The sequence below is a fragment of the Streptomyces phaeofaciens genome (assembly GCF_014648915.1).
GTDB lineage: Bacteria > Actinomycetota > Actinomycetes > Streptomycetales > Streptomycetaceae > Streptomyces > Streptomyces phaeofaciens.
Genome location: NZ_BMSA01000022.1, coordinates 137315 through 159880, shown reverse-complemented (window position 1 = coordinate 159880; position 22566 = coordinate 137315). Strand labels below are relative to the sequence as shown.

Genomic DNA, 22566 nt, shown 5'->3' with positions numbered 1-22566 from the left:
GGTGGGATGCCGGGGTACGGCATCTTCGCACGCCATGTGCAGCTCCTGTGAAGGGGGATGCGGTTGAGGTTTGGTTACGTCAACCGCCCGCACACGGACCCCGCGCGGTCGCCCACCGACAGCAACCGCGCGGTTCTCACACGTCACTTCACGACGGTCGACCAGTCCGGGGACTGCGCCGGGTCCAGGCTGCGCAGCCGCTCCAGGGTGGCGGGCGACTGGACGTCCATCCAGTCGGACAGCTCCTTGAAGGACACGCACTTGACGTCCTTCTTGGTGCACACGTTCTCGATGACGTGGTCGACGGCCTTCATGTAGATGCCGCCGTTCCACTGCTCGAAGTGGTTGCCGATGAACATCGGGGCCCGGCTGCCGTAGTACACGCGGTTGAAGCCGCCCATGTAGGCGTCGGTGGTCTCCTGCTGCCACTCGGCGTACCGGGCCGGATCGCCGTCGGTCTGGCCGTCGGACTGGTTGGCCAGGAAGTTGAAGTCCATGGACAGGCCCTGGTACGCGCCGCCGTCGTACGGGAGGGCCTGGAGCGGGAAGTCCCAGATGCCGTTCTTCTTCGTGGGCCAGATCTGGAAGTCGCCCGAGGAGCTGGCGTCGTAGCGCCAGCCGTAGGTCTTGGCGGCCTTCAGCAGGTTCGCCTGGCCCTCCAGGCAGGGTGCCCGGCCGCCGGTGACCTCCTTCTTGAAGTCGAAGGGCAGCGGGTCCATGTCGGTGTAGCCGGTGTTGGTCTTCCAGTTCTCGGCGAAGGAGTAGAACTGGTCGATCTCGCTCTTCCACTCCTCGACGCTCCAGTCCTTGCCGCCCTTGGCGCCGCAGAAGTGGCCGTTGAAGTGGGTGCCGATCTCGTTGCCCTCCTTCCACGCCTCGCCGAGCTGCTCCAGGGTGGTGCGGATGTGCTCGTCGGTGGGGAAGCTGATCGCCGAGGTGCCCTTGGGGTGCTGGGGCGGCGAGTACAGGTCGGCCTTGCTCTTGGGCAGGAGGTAGATGCCCGTGAGGAAGAACGTCATGTGGGCGTTGTACTGCTCGGCCATCTCCCGGTAGTGGGCGAAGAGCTCGTCGTCGCCGCTCAGGGCGCCGTCCCAGGAGAAGACGACGAACTGGGGCGGCTTCTCACCGGGCTTGAGCGGCACCGCCTTCAGCTGGCCCTTCTGCGGGCCCGTGTACGAGGTGGAGCCGTCCCCCAGGACGTGCGTCTTGCCGTCCCACTTCGGCTCCTTGTCGGCCTTCGCCGCGTTCTTCTTGCTGTCCCCCGAGGACGCGGTCGGCGTGGTGTTGGCCGTACGGTTCAGCACCAGGTAGCCGCCCACGAGGGAGGCGACGACGAGGAGCGCCGCCAGCGTCAGGAACCCGGGGTGCGTGGCCGCGGGGCGGCGCGTGGTTGCCGGGGCCTTGCGGCGGCGGCCCGACGGTGACTTCATGTGCTGCTCATTCTCCGGGAGTTGGGGACACGGTGCCTGCTGGGTGGTCAGCCGAGCGGGCTCATGGCACCTGACCAGATGCCGTACGGGACGCTGTCGTCGGTCGTGCCGGCGATGCCCTCCAGTGGAAGCGGTTCGAGGCTCTTGGTGAGGTCGATGCGGTAGACGACGACCGCGGTGGACACGGCCTTGGCGGTGCCCACGTACCAGGCTGCCGTGTCGTTCTGGGTGGTCCCGGCTTTTCCGGCCACTTCGGACAGGTCCGAGGCGGCGGCGGCCGTCTGCTGCCCGGCGGGGACGTCGGACGGGTGGGAGGCGCGGAAGTTGTCGGCGAGCGCGGAGCTGACCTGCTGGGCCACCTCGGCACCGACCACGCGCCGGGCGGCGGGGGTGTCGAGCGGGACCGTGGAGCCGTTCTTGGTGACCTTGCGCACCGAGTACGGCTCGGTGTGCCTGCCGTCGGCGGCGAAGGTGGAGTAGCCGCTCGCCATCCGGATCGCGCTGGGCGTGGAGCTGCCCAGGGACATCAGCGGCACCTGGGCGCCGATGCTGGAGGACAGGAAGCCGGAGTCCTCCGCGGTCTTGCGCACCACGTCCAGGCCGGCGTCCATGCCGAGCTGCATGAACGGGGTGTTCACCGACAGCTCCATGGCCCGGCGCAGGGAGATCTGCCCGTAGGACCGCTCCCCGTCGTTCTTGGCGGAGACCTTGCGGCCGTTGCGGTCCCAGTAGGGGCCCTCGGGGGTGGTGACCGGTACCTCGTTGTCGCCGTTGTAGAGCGACTCCGGGGTGACCGGTGTGGTGTCCCCGTCCCGGGTCTTGTGGATGCCGTTCTCCAGTGCGGCCGCGTACACGAAGGGCGTGAACGCGCTGCCGGCCTGGACGGTGGTGGCGTTGGACTCGTTGTAGCCCTGCGTACGGTGGTCGGGGCCGCCGTAGACGGCGAGGATCCGTCCGTCGGCGTCCACCGAGGCGGCGCCGTAGTGGGTGGTCTTCGCCTTCTTCGGGTCGTCCTTCAGGGCCTTCTTGCGAGCCGCGGTGACCTCTTCGGTGAGCTGGTCCTCACGCTTCTTGTCGAAGGTCGTGTAGATCTGGTAGCCGCCGAGGTCGAAGTCCTTGTCGGAGATGCCGCCGGATTTCTTGGCGTACTGCGAGGCGAGTTCGACCAGGTAGTCGCTCTGCTCACCGGTGTCGTAGAGCGGGTTGCTCTTGAGCGGCTCGGGGAACTTCTTGTACTTGGCCCGCTCGGTCTTCGACAGCTTGCCGATCTCGACCATCCGGTCGAGGGTCCAGGTCCAGCGCTCCACGGCCCGGGCGCGGTTGGCGGAGTTGAGCGTCGGGTCGTACAGCCCCGCGCCCTTGAGGAGGGAGGCGAGGAACGCGGCCTCGCTGGCGTTCAGCTCGCTGACGTCCTTGCCGTAGTAGGCCTGGGCGGCGCGCTGGATGCCGTAGGTGCCGCGACCGAACCAGCTGGTGTTGAGGTAGCCCTCGAGGATGTCGTCCTTGCTCATCTGGTTGTCGAGCTTGAGGGAGATCATCGCCTCGGTGAACTTGCGGCTGACCGTCTGGTTCTGGTTCAGGTAGACGTTCTTGACGTACTGCTGGGTGATCGTCGAGCCGCCCTGGGTGTCGCCCTGGCCGAGGGTGCGGAACAGGGCGCGGCTGATGCCCTTGAAGGAGATGCCGGGGTCGCTGTAGAAGCTCGCGTTCTCGGCCGCGAGGACCGCCCAGCGGACGTCCTCGGGGATGTCCTTGAGCGGCATCGCCTGCCGCTGGACCCAGCCGGTGCGGGCCATGGGTGTCCCGTCGGCCCAGAAGTACACGTTGTCCTGCTGGGTGGCGTAGGTGTTGAGGTTCTCCGGGACGTCGGTGGCCGCGTAGGCGACCACCAGGAACATGCTCGTGAGTCCTATGGACGCGAAGAAGCCCCCCAGGCTCTGCCGCCAGGAGGGTATCCAGCGCCGCCAGCCGGTGCGGCCCGGGCGGGGGTAGAGCGGTCGCAGTTTGCGGGCGTACGGGGCGAGCCGCGCCACGTACGGGGCCAGGAACGCGAGGAGCGGGGCCAGCCGGGGGCCGAGGGTGGCGGAGAGCTGAACGAGAAAGGGGGTTCGGGGTGCTTTGCGCCGGTTCCCCGATCGGGACGCCTTATCCGGCTTCTCCGACTTCTGCGCTTTCTCCGATTTCCCGGATCGATTTTCGGGTATGTCTGGTATATCCGAAACCCGCAACTGCATGGTCTCGTCCGCCCGGAAATCGGCAGGCACCTTCAGCTGCATGGTGGCGTCCGGCTCCTGGGGCTCCTCCCCCTGCCCCGCTCGGGTCACTACGCGTCTCCCTCCGCACTTCGTATTGCTCGCACAGGCAGACGTACAGACGTACGAGGGTCTGACATGGTTGCCGTGGACGCGGCTGCAAACCCTGAATCCCCCCGACCTCGCGGTTCATCGCGGCTCCCTCAAATTACCAGCGCCCTTCGCAAATTCTCCACATAAGAAATCGACAGAAGTGAACACAGCCGAAACTATGGGAGGCTCGTCCGGGCATAGGGGGATTAGCCTGTCGGCATGCCACGCTACGAGTACCGCTGCCGGACCTGCGGCAACACTTTCGAACTGAGCCGTCCGATGGCGGAATCCGCCGCCCCCGCCGACTGCCCCGCAGGCCACGCGGACACTGTGAAACTCCTCTCAACCGTCGCCGTGGGCGGCACGACGTCCGCCCCCGCGCCCAGGTCGGGCGGCGGGGGCGGAGGCGGCTGCTGCGGCGGAGGCTGCTGCTCCTGAGACCTACCGGGGCGCCCGGACCGTCGTCAGGAACTCCCGCAGGATCCGTTCCCCGGCCAGCACGCCCCGCTCGGGCAGGGCGGTCAGGCCGGGGGCCGTGAACTCGGTGTCGGCCAGCTCGCCGTGGCCCGGCCGCCAGCCGCGGTCGCCCGCGAGCAGCAGGTCGGCGTCGAGCAGCGAGTCACCGGCGGCCAGCGTCAGTTCGGCACCGGTGCGCCGGGCGACCTCGCGCACGGCCGCGCTCTTGGTGAGCGGCTTCGGCACGGCGTAGATCTTGCGGCCCTGGAGCGAGACCGTCCAGCCCCGGTTCTCCGCCCAGGCCGCCAGTTCCTTCACCCACTCCTCGGGCAGCAGCTCGCGCTCCACCACGAGGTAGGCGAACAGGTCCTCGGCGATCCGGTGCTTGCGCACCCACAGCGGGTCGGCGGTCCGCTCCAGGTGCTCGCGGACCTCCTCCAGCGGCGCGCACCGCTCGGCCAGCCGCGCGGTCACGCTCGCGTGCCAGTCCGGGTCGGAGACCCCGTCGACCAGGATGTGGCCGCCGTTCGCGCAGATCGCGTACTTCGACGCCGGGCCGGGGAGATTGATCCGCTGGTACTGCTTGCGCGTCCGGGTGGTCGTCGGCGCGAACACCGCCGCGTCCCCGAGCTCGGTGAGCAGTCCGGCCGCCGTCTCCGTCATGAACGACAGCGGACGGCTCTCGTGCACCTCGACGCAGAGCAGCCGGGGCGCCCGCGCGTCCGGCATGGTCAGCGCCAGCGCGGCCGCCGAATAGATGAGCGTACGGTCGAGATCGCTCGCCACCAGCACCGGCATCAGACCGCCACCGCCTTGCCGTCGGCGCCGGTCGCCCCGCGCGTGTACTGGGGGTGGATCAGTCCGACACAGGTGTACGGCAGGTCGCCGACCTCCTCCACCGGTACGCCTCGCTGCTCCGCGAGCAGCCGTACGTGGTCCAGGTCGGCGCCCGCCCCGGCCCGCGCCAGGATCTTCCAGGGCACCCGGCGCAGCAGCACCCGGGTGGTCTCGCCGACGCCGGGCTTGACCAGGTTCACGTCGTGGATGCCGTACTCCTCGCTGATCCGCTCGACGGCCGCCCAGCCCTCCCAGGTCGGGGTGCGGTCGGTGGCGAGCAGGTCCTTCACCGCGCCGTCCACCGCGTCCGCGACCTCGGCGAAGCGGGCGGCGACGGCGTCCAGGAAGGCCACGGAGACGTCCGCGCCGGCCAGTTCGCGGTAGAACTTGGCGCCGTGGAAGTCGTCCGGCCCCACCAGGTCGGCGCGGAGCACGGTCCGGGAGATCAGCCCCGAGACGGTCGAGTTGAGGCAGGCCGAGGGGATCAGGAAGTCCTCCCGGGTGCCGTACGTCCGCACGCACGAGCCCGGGTCGGCCAGCACCGCGATCTCGGCGTCGAAGCCGGCCGCACCGCCCGCCGCCTCGAACTCCTCGATCGCCGCGGCCAGTTCCCGGGTGATGGCGCCCTTGCCGGTCCAGCCGTCGACGAAGACGACGTCCCGCGGGTCGTGATGGGCGGCCAGCCAGCGCAGCGCGTTGGCGTCGATGCCCCGGCCGCGCACGATGGAGACGGCGTAGTGCGGCAGGTCCAGGCCGTGCCGGAACTGCGCCCAGCGGCGCATCAGCACGCCCACCGGGGTGCCGGCACGAGCCAGGGAGACCAGGACGGGCCGGGGGGAGCGCTCGGCGATCACCGTCTCGGTCACGACGCCGACGGCCTGCGCGATGCGCGCCGCGGACGTGTCCAGGGCCGCCTGGAACAGCTCCTGGTACTGCGCGCTCGGCTGGTACTCCACCGGCAGCGACTCGGCGTAGTGGGCGCCGCCGCTCTGGATGGCCTCCTCCCGCTCCTCGGTCGGCGCCTCCAGCGTCACGTCCGAGAGGTCCTGGAGCAGCCAGCCGACCTCTTCGGGCGGGTACGAGGAGAACGCGGGTCCGCGGAGCGGGTCGGGCAGCATGGCGGGTCTCTCTCCTGACAGGGCGGGTGCGTACAGCGGCTCGGGCACGTACGACGGTACGACCGCGAGGACCACGTGCGGGGTGTGCGCGGCGAGCTGGGCCAGCAGGCCGTCGGGGGCGTGCAGTGCCGCGGTGTCGGCGGCGGAGTCCACGACGGCGACGACGGCGTCGAAGTCTCCGCCGGCGACGTTGTAGGCATAGCGCTCGCCGGGGCCGTCGGCGGGGTCGTCATGCGAGGGGAAAACGATTCGGCTGCGGATCGCGTAGCCGGGGTCGTCGACCGCGAGGACGGGCGAGCGGGTGGTGGTGGAGTAGCGGACCTCGGCGGCCACCAGCTGCTCCAGCTCCCGGGCCAGCCGCAGCGGCGCGTACATCAGCTCCTCGAAGCCGAGCACCAGCACGCGCCTCGCGGCCTCGGGTATCGCCTCGGCGAGCCGTGCGGCCATCTCGGGCAGCGCGCCCTCCAGCCGGGCCCGGTGCCGGGGCGTGAAGCCGTGCCGGCCGCCGTCGGGCAGCCCCTGCGGCCAGCCGAGGCCGACCCGCTCGACCCGGCCGTGCGCCGTGCGCGACGCGGGCGCCGCCGTCCGCTCGTGCCGGGCGACCAGCTCCTGCCCCTTGGCCAGCACGCCCTCGGGCAGCCGTACGGTCCCGGAGGCGGCCGCGACCAGGTCGACCCGGGCGCCTATCTCGCGGGCGAGCTCGTCCAGGCGTCCGGCGTCGGCCGCCGAACGCATGTCGACCAGGGCGACGATCACGTACCGCCGGCGCGGATAGCGCTCGTGCAGGTCCCGGATGGTGTTCAGGACGGTGTTGCCGGTGGAGAACTCGTCGTCGACGAGGACCAGCGGGCCGTCGCCGACCAGCAGCGCCGGGTCCTCCGGCAGCAGCAGATGGGAGGTGGCGTGGGAGTGGGACTCCTCGAAGCCGCCGGCCTGCGGGACGCCCGCGACCAGGCGGCGGGTGGAGTGCAGATAGGGCGCGGTGCCCAGGCCGTCGGCGACGCAGTGGCCGAGGCCGGTGGCCGTCTCCGCGTACCCCAGGACGACCGCCTCGGCCGCCTCCTCGGCGCCCAGGAGCTCCCGCACCCGGCGGCCGAGGGCGAAGCCGTGGCCGTGGACGACGGACGGGGACTGCGGGACGTGCTTGCCGAGCACGTTGGACACCAGCAGATGGGCCCGCTTGGGGTTGCGGCGCAGGGCCAGCCCCAGCATCTGCGTCAGCGTGTCGTCGCCCACCAGCTCCAGTCCGAGCCGCTCGGCGACCCAGGTCCCGGACCAGACCCCGTTGTTCACTGCGTTGTTCATGCGTCCCTAGATCGTGAGGTGTGTTCAGCCGGGAATGCCGGCCGCGAGCAGGTCGACGAAGCTGACGTCCTCGTTGGCCACGCCGAAGACCTCCGCCCGCAGCATGGTCCGCTCGGCCCACGCGCGGTGCGGCTTCACCTCGTTCATCTTGTTCGTGTACTGCGACCTGAGGACACCCCCACCGCCGCGTTCCGGCCGCAGGATGTCCACCGCGTCGCTGTACTCCTCGTGACTGACCACGGACAGCGCGTGCACGGCCGGCACGTGCGAGGGATGGATGCAGGTCTTGCCCAGCAGGCCGTTGGCCTGATCGAGGGAGATCTCGCGCAGCAGGCCGTCCATCGCGTGCTCGATCAGTCTCTCGCGCAGCTCCACGGCCTGCCCCTCCAGGAAGGGACTGTGCCGCAGCATCGGCTTGAACATGCGCTCGGGAACCCGGAAGTACTCCCACACCGGGCCGGTCACCGTGAACCCAGTGCCGTCGGCCCGGCCCAGCATGTTCACCACATCGGCGATCACGGAGGCGACGATCTGGACGTCGTACGCCGTCATGTCGGGCGCCCGGCGCAGGCCGTAGGAGGAGCAGAAGTCGGTGACGCCGAGGCGCAGCGCGAGCACCCGGCCCCGGTACTTGTCCACGGCGCGGGCGATGCCCTCCAGGGCGTCCACCCGGGACTCCCGGTACATCAGCTCGGGCGTCTCCAGGACGGGCATGCCGAACAGCCGGTGCCCGCCGGCGCTCTCGGCGGCCGCCAGGGCCTCCAGGAAGGGGATGCCGCGTTCCTCGGTGAACTTCGGGAACACGAACCCGCTCAGCAGGGCCGCGTGCGCGCCGAGGCGGCGGACCAGATCGGGGATCTGTTCGGGCGTGCGCACCCGGATGAACAGCAGCGGCAGCTCCACGCCCCGGCGGCCGGCCAGGTCGGCGAACTGGTGGACGAGGTTCTCCTCGCCCGCCGCCACGTCCTCGTCGCCGATGGAGTCCTCCAGGCACAGCACCATGGAGACCACGCCGCGCCCGGCCTGCTTGACGATGTCGTCGGCCAGCCTGGGCCGGGTGGCGGGGCTGTAGAGCGTGGCGCCCAGGGCCGCGGAGAGCAGCCGGGCGGGGGAGTCGGTGTCGAAGACACACGGCTCGCGGTGGAACAGTCGCTGCCGCACCTCAGGGGTGAGGTGCCCGAAATGACGCATAAATCTCCCCCGTGACGCACGGTAAGACTGTGGATTGAGTAAGAGGTGGCCGGTAATAGTACGTAGAAGTCCATGTCGGGGGTTCCCCCCGGGCATGAATTTCAGGTAACTCGCCCGTGCGAGTTCCCTTACCCCCCGCGTTGTCGTGATCAGGACCGAGAGGGCAGGATGACCGCATGACGCACGCGATGCTGAAGGGGTCCAACGTCCCGCTCAAGGCCACCACGGTGCGCGCCGTGCTGCGCTGGACACCCGGACAGGGGGTCCCGGACGTCGACGCCTCCGCGCTGCTCCTCGGTCCCGACGGCCGTGTGCGCTCCGACGAGGACTTCGTCTTCTACAACCAGCCCCGGCACCCCGCCGGGAAGGTCTGGCGGCTCGGCAAGAAGCGGGTCGCCGAGGGCCTCACCGACACCATCCAGACAGATCTGACCGGTGTCGAGCCCGGCGTCAGCCAGATTCTCCTGGTCGCTTCGGCGGACGGCGTCACCTTCGACCGCGTACGCTCCCTCACCATTTTGCTGTACGACGCGGCGACCGACGGCGAGCCCCTGGCGACCTTCGACATCCGCCCGGAGACCGGCGAGGAGACCGCGCTGATCTGTGGCGAACTGTACCGCCGCGGCGACGGCTGGAAGTTCCGCGCGCTCGGCGAGGGATACTCCAACGGCCTCAAGGGCCTGGCGACGGACTTCGGCATCTCGGTCGACGAGTCGGAGGAGGCGGCCGCCTCGGACCCCACGCCGGCCCCGCTGCCGCCGACCCCGAGCCTGTCCCAGCCCCTGCCCCCCGAGCAGCCGACGTCCGCCGTCCCCCAGCAGCAGCCGGCGTACGGCTACCCGGCCAACCTGCCGACGCACGGGTACGGCTACCCGGACGGCCCCTTCAGGCTGCCGCCGCAGGGCCCGCAGTTCATCGGGCGGTGACGGGGCGGTTCATCGGGCGGTGACGGGCGCGAGTCCGCGCGGGGCTACTTCTCGACCTTGGTCTTGTAGCCCCGCCCCCACTGGAGTCCCCACCCGTACAGCCGGTCCAGCTCGCCCTGGAACCCGTAGACGAAGCGCACCTCCCGCCGCACGATCAGCTCCCCCTTCACGTTCTCGATCATGACCACCGCGCAGGAGCGCGCCTGGGGATGCCGCTCGTCGAGGCCCACCTCGATCCGCGGGCCGTTGCTCGGGAACAGCGTCACCATCGCGTGCGTACGGTCGAACGCCGGCGTCTGGTCGTAGATGTAGACGAAGACCAGCAGCCGCTTGATGTCGTCCCGGTGGTCGAGGTTGACGTACATCGTCTCCCCGGACGCCGAGCCGAACCGGTCGTCCCCGCTGAGCTTGACGTACGGCGGCGCGTTCACGTCCCCGAGCAGCCCGCCCAGCGGCTGGACGACGCCCTTGGTGCCGTCGGCCAGCTCGTACAGGCAGCCGAGGTCGAGGTCGACGTTGACCATGCTCTGGCTGTGCCCGAGCACCTCCGGGGGCCGCAGCGCCTTGAAGGGGTGGCGCAGCAGGCTCTCCCGGTGCGGTCCGCCGATGTCGGACGTCCGCATCCGCCAGGTCAGGTTGACCCGCAGGTTCCCGGTGGCCGCGCCCTGCTTGGTCAGGGAGACCTGATGGTGCCGTTTGGTCAGTTCGATCGCGTTGCTGGCCGCGCTGCCGGAGTCGAAGTCGGCCGAGCGGCTGCCCAAGAGCCCGTCGAAGAAACCCATTCCCGCCCCCACGTCGGCTGCCACTGGATAGACCGGCGGGGCGGCCGCGGAGGACATCTCCTCGACGACCGCCCCGCACAAGAGCGTTCCTCACCGCGAAGGTGATCACACCCCGGACGAGACCTCAGTCTTCTCGTCCGAGCCGTGGGCTTTTCCCTCCGCGGCCGCCAGCGCGCGGTTGCGGCGCACGGAGGACCAGAAGGACCAGGCGATCAGGACGACGCCGACGAGGCCGGTGATGACCTCGTGGATCTCGTACTGGATCGTGACGAGCAGGAGCACGGCGAGGGCGCCGATCGCGTAGTGGGCGCCGTGCTCCAGGTAGACGTAGTCGTCGAGGGTGCCCTGGCGGACCAGGTAGACCGTGAGCGACCGGACGTACATCGCGCCGATGCCGAGGCCCAGCGCCATCAGGACGATGTCGTTGGTGATGGCGAAGGCGCCGATCACGCCGTCGAAGGAGAAGGACGCGTCCAGTACTTCGAGGTAGAGGAACATGAAGAACGCGGCCTGGCCGGCGAGGACGACGGCCGGCTTCTTCTTGCCGGTCCGCCTGGCCTCTTCCTCCTCCTCGTGCTCGCGCTCCTCCTCTTCCTCCAGCTTGTCCTCGAAGTAGCCGGAGAGACCGCCGACAATCATGTAGGTGATCAGACCGGCGATTCCTGAGAGGAGGACCGTCTGCGCCTTGTCGACATGGGCGCCGCCGTGCTGGTGGGCGTGGGCCGCGAAGGTCATCGAGCTGACCATCAGGACGATCAGGGCGATGCAGACCGACAGCATGTCGACCTTGCCGAGCTTGGCCAGCGGGCGCTCCAGCCAGGCCAGCCACTTGATGTCCCGGTCCTCGAAGATGAAGTCGAGGAAGATCATCAGCAGGAACATGCCACCGAAGGCCGCGATCGACGGGTGAGCGTCGGTCACGATCTCCTGGTACTGGTCCTTGTCGTTGAGCGCGAGGTCGACCGCGTCGATCGGTCCGATCTTGGCACTGATCGCGACGATCACGACAGGGAAGATCAGCCGCATGCCGAAGACCGCGATGAGCACGCCGACGGTGAGGAAGATCTTCTGCCAGAAGGCACTCATCTTCTTCAGGATTCCGGCGTTGACCACCGCGTTGTCGAAGGACAGCGAGATCTCCAGGACGGAGAGGATCGCCACGATGCCGAAGGCCTCCCACCCCCCGTAGAAGACCGCTGCGACCAGGCCGAGCGCGGTGACCGCGAACGACCAGCCGAAGGTTTTCAGAACCACTGGCTACCCAATCCTGTGTTCGGGGTCCCCTCGGACGAAAGTCCGAGGGCGGGACTCCCCCGCGCCGTATGCGGCTTTACGAAACATTGACTCCGAAGTCTAGAGCGATGCCCCGGAGTCCTGACGCGTACCCCTGTCCCACAGCGCGGAACTTCCATTCGCCCTGGTACCGGTAGAGCTCCCCGAAGATCATCGCCGTCTCGGTGCTCGCGTCCTCGCTCAGGTCGTAGCGGGCGAGTTCCTGGCCGTCGGCCTGGTTGACGACGCGGATGAACGCGTTGGAGACCTGGCCGAAGGTCTGGCCGCGCTCGTCGGCCATGTGGATGGAGACCGGAAAAACGATCTTGTCGCAGTGGCCCGGCACCCTGGGGAGATCGACGATGAGCGACTCGTCGTCGCCGTCGCCCTCGCCGGTGAGGTTGTCACCGGTGTGCTCCACCGAGCCGTCCGGGCTCTTGAGCTGGTTGTAGAAGACGAACCACTCGTCCCCGAGGACCCGGCCGCCGGTGCAGAGCAGCGCGCTGGCATCGAGGTCGAAGGGGGCTCCGGTGGTGGAGCGTGCGTCCCAGCCGAGCCCGACCATCACCTGAGTGAGGTTCGGCGCGGCCTTGGACAGGGAGACGTTGCCTCCCTTGGCGAGCGTGACGCCCATGATGCTGTCCCTCCCCGAGACGGTACTTCCCGATGTCCTGCGCCCGGCGCCGCACGACGTCCCTCGTGGGTCCCGCGCCGGCGTCGCACGACCTCTCCCGTTGTCCTGCGCGCCCGGCACCGTGCGCAAACGGAACGGCGCCGGGCGCGTAAGAGCGCCGGGTGTGTCAGACGTTGACGCCGAAGTCCTGGGCGATACCGCGCAGGCCCGACGCGTAGCCCTGGCCGATGGCGCGGAACTTCCACTCCGCGCCGTGGCGGTAGAGCTCGCCGAAGACCATCGCGGTCTCCGTCGAGGCGTCCTCGCTCAGGTCGTAACGGGCGATCTCGGCGCCGCCGGCCTGGTTCACCACGCGGATGAACGCGTTGCGGACCTGGCCGAAGGACTGCTGACGGTTCTCGGCGTCGTAGATCGAGACCGGGAAGACGATCTTCTCGATGTCCGCCGGGACCGAGGCGAGGTTGACCTTGATCGCCTCGTCGTCGCCCTCGCCCTCACCGGTGGTGTTGTCACCGGTGTGCTCCACGGAGCCGTCGGGGCTCTTGAGGTTGTTGAAGAACACGAAGTTCGCGTCACTGCCGACCTTGCCGGCGTTGTTCAGCAGCAGCGCGCTCGCGTCCAGGTCGAAGTCGGTGCCGGTCGTGGTGCGGACGTCCCACCCCAGACCGACGATGACCGCGGTCAGGCCCGGGGCCTCCTTGGTCAGCGATACGTTGCCGCCCTTGCTGAGGCTGACTCCCACGAGTCCTCCATTGGTGTCCAGGGGCGGGAAGCCCCGTCGTGCGTTGGATATCGGATCAACGAGTCGATCCTAGTAACGGGTTCCCGCCCCTCGCAGGCCCTGGAACCGAAGAATCGAGGTGTCGGTACACACCGGGGACGCCCCAGGGGCGTCCCGGAGGCGCCCCGGGAGCCGGGAGGACCCGGGGCCCGGGCACGGAGTGCTCAGAGCGCGTCGAGTGCCGCGACGTACTCGCCGAGGTCACGGGCGTCCGGCAGCGCGTTGACGACGGTCCAGCGCACCAGGCCGTCCTTGTCGATGACGAAGGTGCCGCGGACCGCGCAGCCCTTGTCCTCGGCGAAGACGCCGTAGGCGCGGCTGACCTCGCCGTGCGGCCAGAAGTCGCTGAGCAGCGGGTACTCCAGACCCTCCTGCTCGGCGAAGACGCGCAGGGTGTGGATGGAGTCGTTGGAGACCGCGAGCACCTGGGTGTCGCGGTCGGAGAACTTCGGCAGGTTGTCGCGCACCTCGCACAGCTCGCCGGTGCACACGCCGGTGAAGGCGAAGGGGTAGAAGAGCAGGACGACGTTCTTGCTGCCCCGGAAGTCGGAGAGCTTCACGGCACGGCCGTGGTTGTCCTTGAGCTCGAAGTCGGGTGCCTTGTCGCCGACCTGGATCGCCATCGCGGGGATGTCCCTTCGGTGGGGCTGTCTGGGTGACACCACCCTACGCAGGCGATCTCCGGAAACCGGCGGACGGGCGGGCACGGCGGCCCGTCCCGTCCGTCGGTCCGGTCACGTCACTTCTTGGTCTTGGCGGCCTTGGGCGTCACCAGCCGGCTGCCGCTCCAGTCCTTGCCCACGCTGACGCTCTTGCTGGCCGAGAGACCCGCAGTCGTCGCGGCTTCGGAGATGTCGCTCGGCTCCACATAGCCGTCCCGGCCGGTCTTCGGCGTAAGGAGGAGGATCGAGCCGCCTTCTTCGATGTACGTGGTGGCGTCCACCAGCGCATCCGTCAGGTCGCCGTCATCGTCGCGGAACCAGAGCACGACGGCGTCGGCCACGTCGTCGTACTCCTCGTCCACCAGGTCGCTGCCGATGACTTCCTCGATGGACTCGCGGAGCTCCTGATCGACGTCGTCGTCGTAGCCGATCTCCTGGACCACCTGCTCGGGCTGGAACCCCAGCCTGACGGCAGGGCTCGTCCGCTCCTCCGCGTGGTCCGCGGTCGCGCTCACGGGTTGCCTCCTGATCATGTCTTGGGAATAACTCAGCCACGCGCGTGCGCGAAGCATTGGCCGTAGTCCACACGGGCGGGGCGGATCGCGCAAGTACCCGGCGGTTCAGACCGCCGAAACGGTGACGATCCTGGCCGTGTCGACGCAACTCCAGGCACGCTATCCGGGCCTTAGGTGACATACACCACACCTATCTGCCCTGTTTGCGTGTTTGGGAACCATCCAAGGGTACGGGTTTCGAACAGGTACCGGTTACCTCTGGGTAGAGATGACGTTTGAGCGCCCGAGGTACACGATGGGGGCGGTGCAGGTACCGGAGAACCGGCGGAGAACAGCGAGAACAGCGGCAAGAGCAGCAGTCCCCCACACAGCCCCACACAGCCCTCTGACAGGTAAGGACCAGCGTGGCTTCCGGATCCGATCGCAACCCGATCATCATTGGCGGCCTTCCGAGTCAGGTTCCTGACTTCGACCCCGAGGAAACGCAGGAGTGGCTCGACTCCCTCGACGCGGCCATCGACGAGCGCGGCCGGGAGCGGGCCCGTTATCTCATGCTGCGGCTGATCGAGCGGGCCCGCGAGAAGCGCGTGGCCGTGCCCGAGATGCGCAGCACGGACTACGTCAACACCATCCCCACCAGGGCCGAGCCGTTCTTCCCGGGCAACGAGGAGATCGAGCGCCGGATCCTCAACGCGACCCGCTGGAACGCGGCCGTGATGGTGTCCAGGGCCCAGCGGCCCGGCATCGGCGTCGGCGGGCACATCGCCACCTTCGCGTCCTCGGCGTCCCTGTACGACGTGGGCTTCAACCACTTCTTCCGGGGCAAGGACGAGGGCGACGGCGGCGACCAGGTCTTCTTCCAGGGGCACGCCTCCCCGGGCATCTACGCGCGCGCGTTCCTGCTGGACCGGCTCAGCGAGCAGAACCTGGACGCGTTCCGCCAGGAGAAGTCGAAGGCGCCGTACGGGCTGTCCTCGTACCCGCACCCGCGGCTGATGCCGGACTTCTGGGAGTTCCCGACCGTGTCGATGGGCCTCGGGCCGATCGGCGCGATCTACCAGGCGCGGATGAACCGCTACATGCACGCGCGCGGGATCGCGGACACCTCGAAGTCACACGTGTGGGCGTTCCTCGGCGACGGCGAGATGGACGAGCCCGAGTCGCTGGGCCAGCTGACCATCGCCGCGCGTGAGGGCCTGGACAACCTGACCTTCGTCGTCAACTGCAACCTCCAGCGGCTCGACGGCCCGGTGCGCGGCAACGGCAAGGTCATCCAGGAGCTGGAGTCGGTCTTCCGGGGCGCCGGCTGGAACGTGATCAAGCTGATCTGGGACCGCACCTGGGACCCGCTGCTCGCCCAGGACCGCGACGGCATCCTGGTCAACAGGATGAACACGACACCGGACGGCCAGTTCCAGACGTACGCCACCGAGTCAGGCGCGTACATCCGCGACCACTTCTTCGGCGACGACCAGCGGCTGCGCGCGATGGTCTCGGGCATGACCGACGACCAGATCCTGCACCTGGGGCGCGGCGGTCACGACCACCGGAAGATCTACGCGGCGTTCAAGGCGGCCGTGGAGCACACCGGCCAGCCGACGGTCATCCTGGCCAAGACGATCAAGGGCTGGACGCTGGGCCCGAACTTCGAGGGCCGCAACGCCACGCACCAGATGAAGAAGCTGACGGTCGCCGACCTCAAGGGCTTCCGCGACCGCCTCCACCTGCCGATCTCCGACAAGGAGCTGGAGTCCGGCGCGCCGCCGTACTTCCACCCGGGGCGCGACTCGGAGGAGCTCCAGTACATGCACGACCGGCGCAAGGGGCTGGGCGGTTACGTCCCGACGCGTGTCGTGCGCGCCGCGCCGCTCGCACTGCCGGACGAGAAGACGTACGCGAGTGTGAAGAAGGGTTCGGGTCAGCAGTCCATCGCGACGACCATGGCCTTTGTCCGCCTGCTGAAGGACCTCATGCGGGACAAGGAGCTGGGCAAGCGGTTCGTCCTGATCGCGCCGGACGAGTACCGCACCTTCGGTATGGACTCGTTCTTCCCGAGTGCGAAGATCTACAACCCGCTCGGTCAGCAGTACGAGGCCGTGGACCGCGATCTGCTGCTGGCCTACAAGGAGTCGCCGACGGGCCAGATGCTGCACGACGGCATCTCGGAGGCCGGCTGCACGGCGTCGCTGATCGCGGCGGGCTCGGCGTACGCCACGCACGGCGAGCCGCTGATCCCCGTCTACGTCTTCTATTCGATGTTCGGTTTCCAGCGCACCGGCGACCAGTTCTGGCAGATGTCGGACCAGCTGGCGCGCGGTTTCGTACTGGGCGCGACCGCGGGCCGTACGACGCTGACGGGTGAGGGCCTCCAGCACGCGGACGGCCACTCGCAGCTGCTCGCCTCGACCAACCCGGGATGTGTCGCCTACGACCCGGCGTTCGGTTTCGAGATCGCGCACATCGTGCAGGACGGTCTGCGCCGGATGTACGGGCCCGACAGCGAGGACGTCTTCTACTACCTCACCGTCTACAACGAGCCGATCCAGCATCCCGCAGAGCCGGAGAACGTGGACGCCGAGGGCATCCTCAAGGGCATCCACCGCTTCAGCGCGGGCACCTCGGGGTCCATCCCGGCGCAGATCATCGCGTCCGGCGTGGCCGTCCCCTGGGCGCTGGAGGCGCAGCGGATCCTGGCCGAGGACTGGGACGTACGGGCCGACGTCTGGTCCGCGACCTCCTGGAACGAGCTGCGGCGCGAGGCCGTCGAGGTCGAGCGGCACAATCTGCTGCACCCGGAGGAGGACCAGCGGGTGCCGTACGTGACGCGCAAGCTGAGCGGGGCCGAGGGGCCGTTCGTGGCGGTGTCCGACTGGATGCGGTCGGTGCCGGACCAGATCGCCCGGTGGGTGCCCGGCACGTACCAGTCGCTGGGCGCGGACGGCTTCGGCTTCGCGGACACCCGGGGCGCGGCGCGGCGCTTCTTCCACATCGACGCGCAGTCGGTGGTGGTGGGCGTGCTGACCGAGCTGGCCAAGGAGGGCAAGGTCGACCGGTCGCTGCTGAAGCAGGCCGTCGACCGGTACCAGCTGCTGGACGTCTCGGCGGCGGACCCCGGGGCGGCGGGCGGCGACGCCTGACGCCGTGCCCGGCGGGAACGGATGAAGGGCGGCGGGGCCGACGGCCCCGCCGCTCTTACATGTTCTTTACGATGCGTCCATGCGCGAGGGAACGGCTCAGGCCCGGTGGGAGATGTGGACGCAGCGGCCGCTGCTGGCCCTTGCCGTGGTGTTCGCCGTGGCCTACGCCGTGCCGATCGTGGACACCTCGGCCGGGCACTCGCTGACGACGGCGTGCACGGTCGTCGAGTGGGTGGTGTGGGCGGCGTTCACCGCGGACTACCTGGTGCGGCTGGCGCTGGCGCCCGAGCGGCGGGAGTTCGTCCGTACCCACTGGATGGACCTGTGCGCGGTGGTGCTGCCGCTGATCCAGCCGCTGCGGCTGCTGCGGCTGGTGTCGACGCTGCTGCTGGTGGGGCGACGGGCGCGGATGGCCTCGCAGATCCGGGTCACGACGTACGTGGCCGGGTCGGTGGTCGGACTGCTGATGTTCGGCTCGCTCGCGGTGCTGTCGGTGGAACGGGAGTCGCCCGAGGGGAACATCCGCACACTGGGTGACGCCGTGTGGTGGTCGTTCACGACGATGACGACGGTGGGCTACGGCGACCACGCCCCCACCACCGGCCTGGGCCGCGTGATCGCGGTCGGCCTGATGCTCTCGGGCATCGCCCTGCTGGGTGTCGTCACCGCCAACATCGCCGCCTGGTTCATCGAGCGCTTCGAGAAGGACGACGTCGAGGAGCGCGCCCAGACGGAGGCCATCCGGGCCCTGACGGAAGAGGTACGGGCGCTGCGGGCGGAGGTCGCCGCGTTGCGGGAGCCGCGCCGCGAGGTGGTGCCCGCGCTCAGAGCCGGCCACCCCCCGGGCCCGCCGCCCCCGCCGGCCAGATGATCGCCGGCAGGGTGTCGATCGCACCCAGGGCGACGGCGATGACGGCGGGGAGCGGGCGGGAACCCGAGCGGCCGCGGCCCATGGAGAGCCGGCCGAGGACGATCGCCGCGGGGCCGAGGACGATGCCCAGGGCGAAGAAGCCCGCGACGGCGCAGACGAGGCCGACGATGCCGAGCGTCGCGCGATCCGTCCCTCCCCCAGTCTCGGCTTCGCTCGACCGGGGGGACCCCCATCCTGACCCCATACGGCCACGTGAGCGGGGGTACCTGCGCGTTCGGTGTCCGAAGCCGGCCATCGCCGACTCCCTGTCCTCCGGGGTTGTTTCCTTGGCCGGGTAACCCGTGACGCGCGGTCCATGCCCGCCGGTTCCGGGGCCGGCGGCGCGCTGTCCCCCTCCGGCAGCGCGCCGCTCGCCCTGGTCGCCCTGCCATCCGGAGGGCTTGACTAACTGTGACCTGCGGGACGTGCCGGAGGCGAGGAACCTTTAGCGCTGTCACCCTGATAGGGGAAATTCCTTGACGCGCCGTCAATTCCTCGCCTCCGGGCGGGCCGGTTCAGATGTGGCCGACGCCCGCGCCCGCCTCCGCGTTCTCGCCCCGCTTGGTGAGCAGCGCGACGAACACCGCCACCACCGCCACCCCGGCCGCGACCAGGGACGCCAGGCTCATGCCGGAGATGAACGTGTCGTGCGCGACGCCGGTGATCTTCGCGGCGATCTCCGCCGGCGTGCCCTCCGCCACCGGCGCCACGCCGACCTGGACCGCCTCGGAGGCCTGGTCCAGCTGGGCGGGGGTGAGTTCGGGCAGTCCCGCGGCGGTCCAGTTGGGCGCCAGGTCGCTGTCCACCTTGGAGGCCATCACGGCGCCCAGGACCGCCGTACCGAGGCTGCCGCCGATCTGCATGGCCGCCTGCTGGAGACCGCCGGCCACCCCCGACAGCTCGATCGGCGCGTTGCCGACGATGACCTCGGTCGCGCCCACCATGACCGGCGCGAGGCCGAGACCCAGCAGGGCGAACCAGAGGGACATGACGCCGCTGCCGGTGTCCTTCTCCAGCGTGGACATGCCGTACATGGCGATCGCGGTGGCCGCCATGCCGCCGGCCAGCGGGATGCGCGGGCCGAGCTTGGTGATCAGCACACCGGCCAGCGGAGAGCCGACGATCATCATGCCGGTGAGCGGCAGCAGATGCAGACCGGCGTCGATCGGGCTCATGCCGTGCACGTTCTGGAGGTAGAACGTCACGAAGAACAGGCCGCCCATGAAGGCGATGGCCATCAGGACCATCAGGACCACACCCGCCGACAGCGCGACGGACCGGAACAGCCCGAGCGGGATCAGCGGCTCCTTGACCTTGGTCTCCCAGAACGCGAAGCCCGCGAAGAGCAGGGCGGACCCGAGGATGAACGCCCAGGTCTTGCCGTCGCCCCAGCCCCAGGTCGGGGCCTTGATGAGCGCCCAGACCAGACAGAACATCGCGCCCGAGAGCAGGGCGATGCCCAGCAGGTCGAAGGAGCGCGGCGCGTTCTCGGCACGGTGGTCGAGGAGGATCATCGCGCCCAGCACGAGCGCGAGGACACCGACCGGCACGTTGATGAAGAACACCGACTGCCAGTTGACGTGCTCGACGAGGACACCGCCGAGGATCGGGCCGCCCGCGGTGGAGGCGCCGATGACCATGCCCCAGATACCGATCGCCATGTTGAGCTTCTCGGCCGGGAAGGTGGCCCGCAGCAGGCCGAGCGCGGCCGGCATCAGCAGCGCGCCGAACAGGCCCTGGAAGACCCGGAAGGTGACGACGAGCGCGATGCTGTCGGACAGGCCGATCGCACCGGAGGCGGCGGCGAAGCCGACCACGCCTATCAGGAAGGTCTGGCGGTGACCGAAGCGGTCACCGAGCTTGCCCGCGGTGATGAGGGAGACCGCGAGGGCGAGGAAGTACGCGTTGGTGATCCACTGGACCTCGGCGAAGGTCGCGCCCAGGTCCTCGGCGATGGCCGGGTTGGCGATGGCCACGATGGTGCCGTCGAGGGCCACCATCATGACCCCGACGGCGACGGTGATGAGGGTGAACCACTGATGGCCGCGCAGCCCCGTGGCGGGCGGCCGGCCCGACGGGGTTCCCGGCAGCTTGCCCCCCGGCCCGGGCGTGTCGATGGTGGTCTGACTAGTCATGCTCCGAGGCTAGTGACAGCGACTGACAATTGACAAACGAGTTCACTAGTCGGTAACTGTCACGACATTCGGTTCTGGCCGAAAAGACGCGGGACACGGCAGCGGGACCCGACGGACAGAGGAGAAGGCAGAGAGTGAGAGTGCCCATGGACACGGCGCCACCGCCCCGGCCCGGACTGCGCGAGCGCAAGAAGCGGCGCACCCGGGACGCGCTGCTGCGGGCCGCCGTGGAGCTGTTCGTCTCCCAGGGGTACGAGCACACCACCGTGGACGAGATCGCCGCGGCCGTCGACGTCTCGCAGCGCACCTTCTTCCGCTACTTCGCCGGCAAGGAGGAGGCCGCGCTCGCCCTGGAGGAGCTGACCGTGGCGCACTTCGTCGAGGCGGTACGGGCGCGCCCGCCGCACGAGGCCCCGATGGAGGCGCTGCGCCAGGCCGTGCTGAGCGGCTGGCACTCGATCAACGAGGTCGTCGAGTCCGTCGTCCCCGTGGAGCTGTATCTGCGGATGTACCGGGTGATCGAGTCGACGCCGGTACTGCTCGCCGCGCATCTGCGGCGCGCGGCCGAGAGCGAGGAGACGATCTCGCGGGTGATCGCGGAGCGCGAGGGACTCGACGTGGACGCCGATCCGCGGCCGCGGCTGGCGGTGGCGGTCTTCAGCGGGGTGATGCGGGTGACGGAACGCCAGTGGCTGCTGGAGGAGGAGTTCAGCCTGGCGGGGATCCACGCGCTCACGTCCCGCTACCTGGACCAGGTCGGACCGGCCCTGCTGGGGAACTGGCGGACGGCGCGAAGAACGTCCGGATCAGAGGCCTGAAGGGGTGTATGACCCCCGCCACGCCCGTCGAAACGTGATCCCCGTCACTTAATTAACCCGAGACACTCCCGTTCTCCTAGTGTGTCCTCCCAGTGACTTCCTTCGACACCTCCCCACAACTCGGCGTCTGGCGCGCACTGCTCGCCCTGGCCGTGGTGTTCGTGATGCTGGCGACCACCGGCTGGACCGCCCTTCGCCACCAGCGGGAGACCACCGCTCTACAGGCCTCGGTCGCCGCATGGGAGGACGGCCGGATAGCCGGCCGCGCGCTCCCCGACCCGAAGGCCGCGCCCGCCCGGCTCGCCCACTTCTTCTCCTCGCTGACCGCGCCGCAGCGCACCGCGCTCGCGCACGACTACGCGCTCGCGGTCGGCAACATGAACGGGGCACCCGTCGAGCTGCGCTACCGCGCCAACCGGATCGCGCTGGGCCAGCAGATCCGGGTCGAGGCCAAGCGCACGCACGACAGCCGCCTCACGCCCAGCGGGCAGCAGGAGGCCGGCCGGCGCATGCAGCGCTACCAGGCGCTGCGCGACACCGACCGCCAGATCCTGGCCTTCGACCCGGACGGCTCCGGCCGCGCCGCCGAGGTCTTCGGCGACCTCGACGCCGCCGAGCGGATCTCCGTGGTCGTCCCCGGTGTCGACACCGACCTGCTCACCTTCCAGCGGACCAACCGCAGGTTCTCGGCACCCGTCGGCATGGCCCAGGCCCTGTACGACGCCGAGCGCGCGGCGCGCCCCTCGGCCAGGACGGCCGTGATCGCCTGGGCGGACTACACCTCCCCCGACGGCCTCGGCATCGACTCCGCGACCGCGATGCGCGCCGCGAACGGCGCCGTACGGCTGAACGCGCTGCTGCGCGCCCTGCCCGGCACCTCGGCCGTCTCGATGTTCTGCCACAGCTACGGCTCCGTGGTGTGCGGCGTCGCCGCGCGCGACATGCCGGAGCGGGTGACGGACATAGCCGTGGCCGGCAGCCCCGGCATGCGCGTGGAGAAGGCCTCGCAGCTGGGCACCGGTGCCCAGGTGTGGGCGATGCGGGACGCCGACGACTGGGTCCAGGACGTGCCGCACCTCGAGGTCGGCGGCCTCGGGCACGGCGAGGACCCGATGGCCGAGGAGTTCGGCGCGCGGGTGCTGTCCTCCCAGGACGCGGAGGGCCACGGCGGCTACTTCGTGCCGGGCACGGACAGCCTGCGCAACTTCGCCGACATCGGCACTGGCGCGTACCGCTCGGTGCGGTGCGCCGACGACGAGGACACCTGCCGGGTGGGTTTGTCCGACACGACGACGGCCGGACGCGCGTAGAG

At 69.7% G+C, this 22566-nt stretch carries 19 protein-coding genes; 6 read left to right on the top strand and 13 right to left on the bottom strand.

Translation table 11 applies throughout. The features are described 5' to 3' along the window. Nucleotides 1-143: 143 nt before the first annotated feature. Together IE275_RS31705 and IE275_RS31700 are read right to left on the bottom strand one after the other, a co-directional pair. Nucleotides 144-1430, bottom strand: a complete 1287-nt coding sequence (locus tag IE275_RS31705; protein ID WP_189715513.1) for a polysaccharide deacetylase family protein — start codon at nt 1428-1430, stop codon at nt 144-146. Nucleotides 1431-1477: 47 nt separating this feature from the next. After that, a complete protein-coding gene (locus IE275_RS31700) occupies nt 1478-3706 on the bottom strand; it encodes a transglycosylase domain-containing protein (protein WP_189715582.1) in 2229 nt (742 codons plus the stop codon). 288 nt (nt 3707-3994) lie between these two features. On the opposite strand from IE275_RS31700, the gene IE275_RS31695 reads away from it, so the two are divergent. Then, nucleotides 3995-4213: an FmdB family zinc ribbon protein gene (locus IE275_RS31695; protein ID WP_189715511.1), complete on the top strand. Its 219-nt coding sequence runs from the start codon at nt 3995-3997 to the stop codon at nt 4211-4213. A gap of 3 nt (nt 4214-4216) precedes the next feature. On the opposite strand, the gene IE275_RS31690 is transcribed toward IE275_RS31695, so the two are convergent. From IE275_RS31690 to IE275_RS31680, 3 genes are read right to left on the bottom strand one after another with little or no spacing between them, the layout of a single operon-like run. Beyond that, the gene (locus IE275_RS31690; protein WP_189715509.1) at nt 4217-5029 is read right to left on the bottom strand and encodes an HAD family hydrolase; all 813 of its coding nucleotides are present in this window, start codon (nt 5027-5029) and stop codon (nt 4217-4219) included. After that, the gene (locus IE275_RS31685) at nt 5029-7491 is read right to left on the bottom strand and encodes a phosphoribosyltransferase (protein WP_189715507.1); all 2463 of its coding nucleotides are present in this window, start codon (nt 7489-7491) and stop codon (nt 5029-5031) included. Before IE275_RS31685 ends, IE275_RS31690 begins: the two co-directional genes overlap by 1 nt. A 24-nt stretch (nt 7492-7515) precedes the next feature. Next, entirely contained in the window at nt 7516-8682 is a 1167-nt protein-coding gene (locus IE275_RS31680; RefSeq protein WP_189715505.1) for an HpcH/HpaI aldolase/citrate lyase family protein, read from the bottom strand. A gap of 176 nt (nt 8683-8858) precedes the next feature. Here IE275_RS31680 and IE275_RS31675 point away from each other — a divergent pair, with 176 nt between their 5' ends. Continuing rightward, nucleotides 8859-9608, top strand: coding sequence for a TerD family protein (locus IE275_RS31675; RefSeq protein ID WP_189715504.1), 750 nt, complete (start codon nt 8859-8861; stop codon nt 9606-9608). 44 nt (nt 9609-9652) lie between these two features. On the opposite strand, the gene IE275_RS31670 is transcribed toward IE275_RS31675, so the two are convergent. The 6 genes from IE275_RS31670 to IE275_RS31645 form a co-directional block, all read right to left on the bottom strand. Next, nucleotides 9653-10390, bottom strand: coding sequence for a TerD family protein (locus tag IE275_RS31670; protein WP_189715503.1), 738 nt, complete (start codon nt 10388-10390; stop codon nt 9653-9655). 105 nt (nt 10391-10495) lie between these two features. Further along, the gene (locus IE275_RS31665; RefSeq protein WP_189715502.1) at nt 10496-11644 is read right to left on the bottom strand and encodes a DUF475 domain-containing protein; all 1149 of its coding nucleotides are present in this window, start codon (nt 11642-11644) and stop codon (nt 10496-10498) included. Nucleotides 11645-11720: 76 nt separating this feature from the next. Next, nucleotides 11721-12296, bottom strand: a complete 576-nt coding sequence (locus tag IE275_RS31660) for a TerD family protein (protein WP_189715501.1) — start codon at nt 12294-12296, stop codon at nt 11721-11723. Nucleotides 12297-12462: 166 nt separating this feature from the next. Next, the gene (locus tag IE275_RS31655; RefSeq protein WP_189715500.1) at nt 12463-13038 is read right to left on the bottom strand and encodes a calcium homeostasis/redox stress adaptation protein; all 576 of its coding nucleotides are present in this window, start codon (nt 13036-13038) and stop codon (nt 12463-12465) included. Nucleotides 13039-13241: 203 nt separating this feature from the next. Continuing rightward, entirely contained in the window at nt 13242-13700 is a 459-nt protein-coding gene (locus tag IE275_RS31650) for a peroxiredoxin (protein ID WP_189715499.1), read from the bottom strand. A 116-nt stretch (nt 13701-13816) separates the two neighbouring features. Then, nucleotides 13817-14254 (bottom strand): DUF3052 domain-containing protein, encoded by a 438-nt coding sequence (locus IE275_RS31645; protein WP_189715497.1) that lies wholly within the window; start codon nt 14252-14254, stop codon nt 13817-13819. Nucleotides 14255-14658: 404 nt separating this feature from the next. On the opposite strand from IE275_RS31645, the gene aceE reads away from it, so the two are divergent. Together aceE and IE275_RS31635 are read left to right on the top strand one after the other, a co-directional pair. Beyond that, nucleotides 14659-17391, top strand: a complete 2733-nt coding sequence (aceE, locus tag IE275_RS31640; RefSeq protein ID WP_189715495.1) for a pyruvate dehydrogenase (acetyl-transferring), homodimeric type — start codon at nt 14659-14661, stop codon at nt 17389-17391. A gap of 79 nt (nt 17392-17470) precedes the next feature. Next, a complete protein-coding gene (locus tag IE275_RS31635) occupies nt 17471-18262 on the top strand; it encodes a potassium channel family protein (protein ID WP_189715493.1) in 792 nt (263 codons plus the stop codon). Here the strand turns inward: IE275_RS31635 and IE275_RS31630 are convergent. Together IE275_RS31630 and IE275_RS31625 are read right to left on the bottom strand one after the other, a co-directional pair. Beyond that, nucleotides 18216-18557, bottom strand: coding sequence for a small hydrophobic protein (locus IE275_RS31630; RefSeq protein WP_189715491.1), 342 nt, complete (start codon nt 18555-18557; stop codon nt 18216-18218). The two genes, IE275_RS31635 and IE275_RS31630, sit on opposite strands and share 47 nt — an antisense overlap. Nucleotides 18558-18816: 259 nt before the next feature. Next, on the bottom strand, nt 18817-20436 hold the full coding sequence (locus IE275_RS31625) for an MFS transporter (RefSeq protein ID WP_189715489.1): 1620 nt from the start codon (nt 20434-20436) through the stop codon (nt 18817-18819). Between the two features lie 146 nt (nt 20437-20582). On the opposite strand from IE275_RS31625, the gene IE275_RS31620 reads away from it, so the two are divergent. Both IE275_RS31620 and IE275_RS31615 read left to right on the top strand, forming a co-directional pair. Then, on the top strand, nt 20583-21254 hold the full coding sequence (locus IE275_RS31620) for a TetR family transcriptional regulator (RefSeq protein WP_189715487.1): 672 nt from the start codon (nt 20583-20585) through the stop codon (nt 21252-21254). A 92-nt stretch (nt 21255-21346) separates the two neighbouring features. Beyond that, the gene (locus IE275_RS31615; protein ID WP_189715485.1) at nt 21347-22564 is read left to right on the top strand and encodes an alpha/beta hydrolase; all 1218 of its coding nucleotides are present in this window, start codon (nt 21347-21349) and stop codon (nt 22562-22564) included. Nucleotides 22565-22566 lie beyond the last annotated feature (2 nt).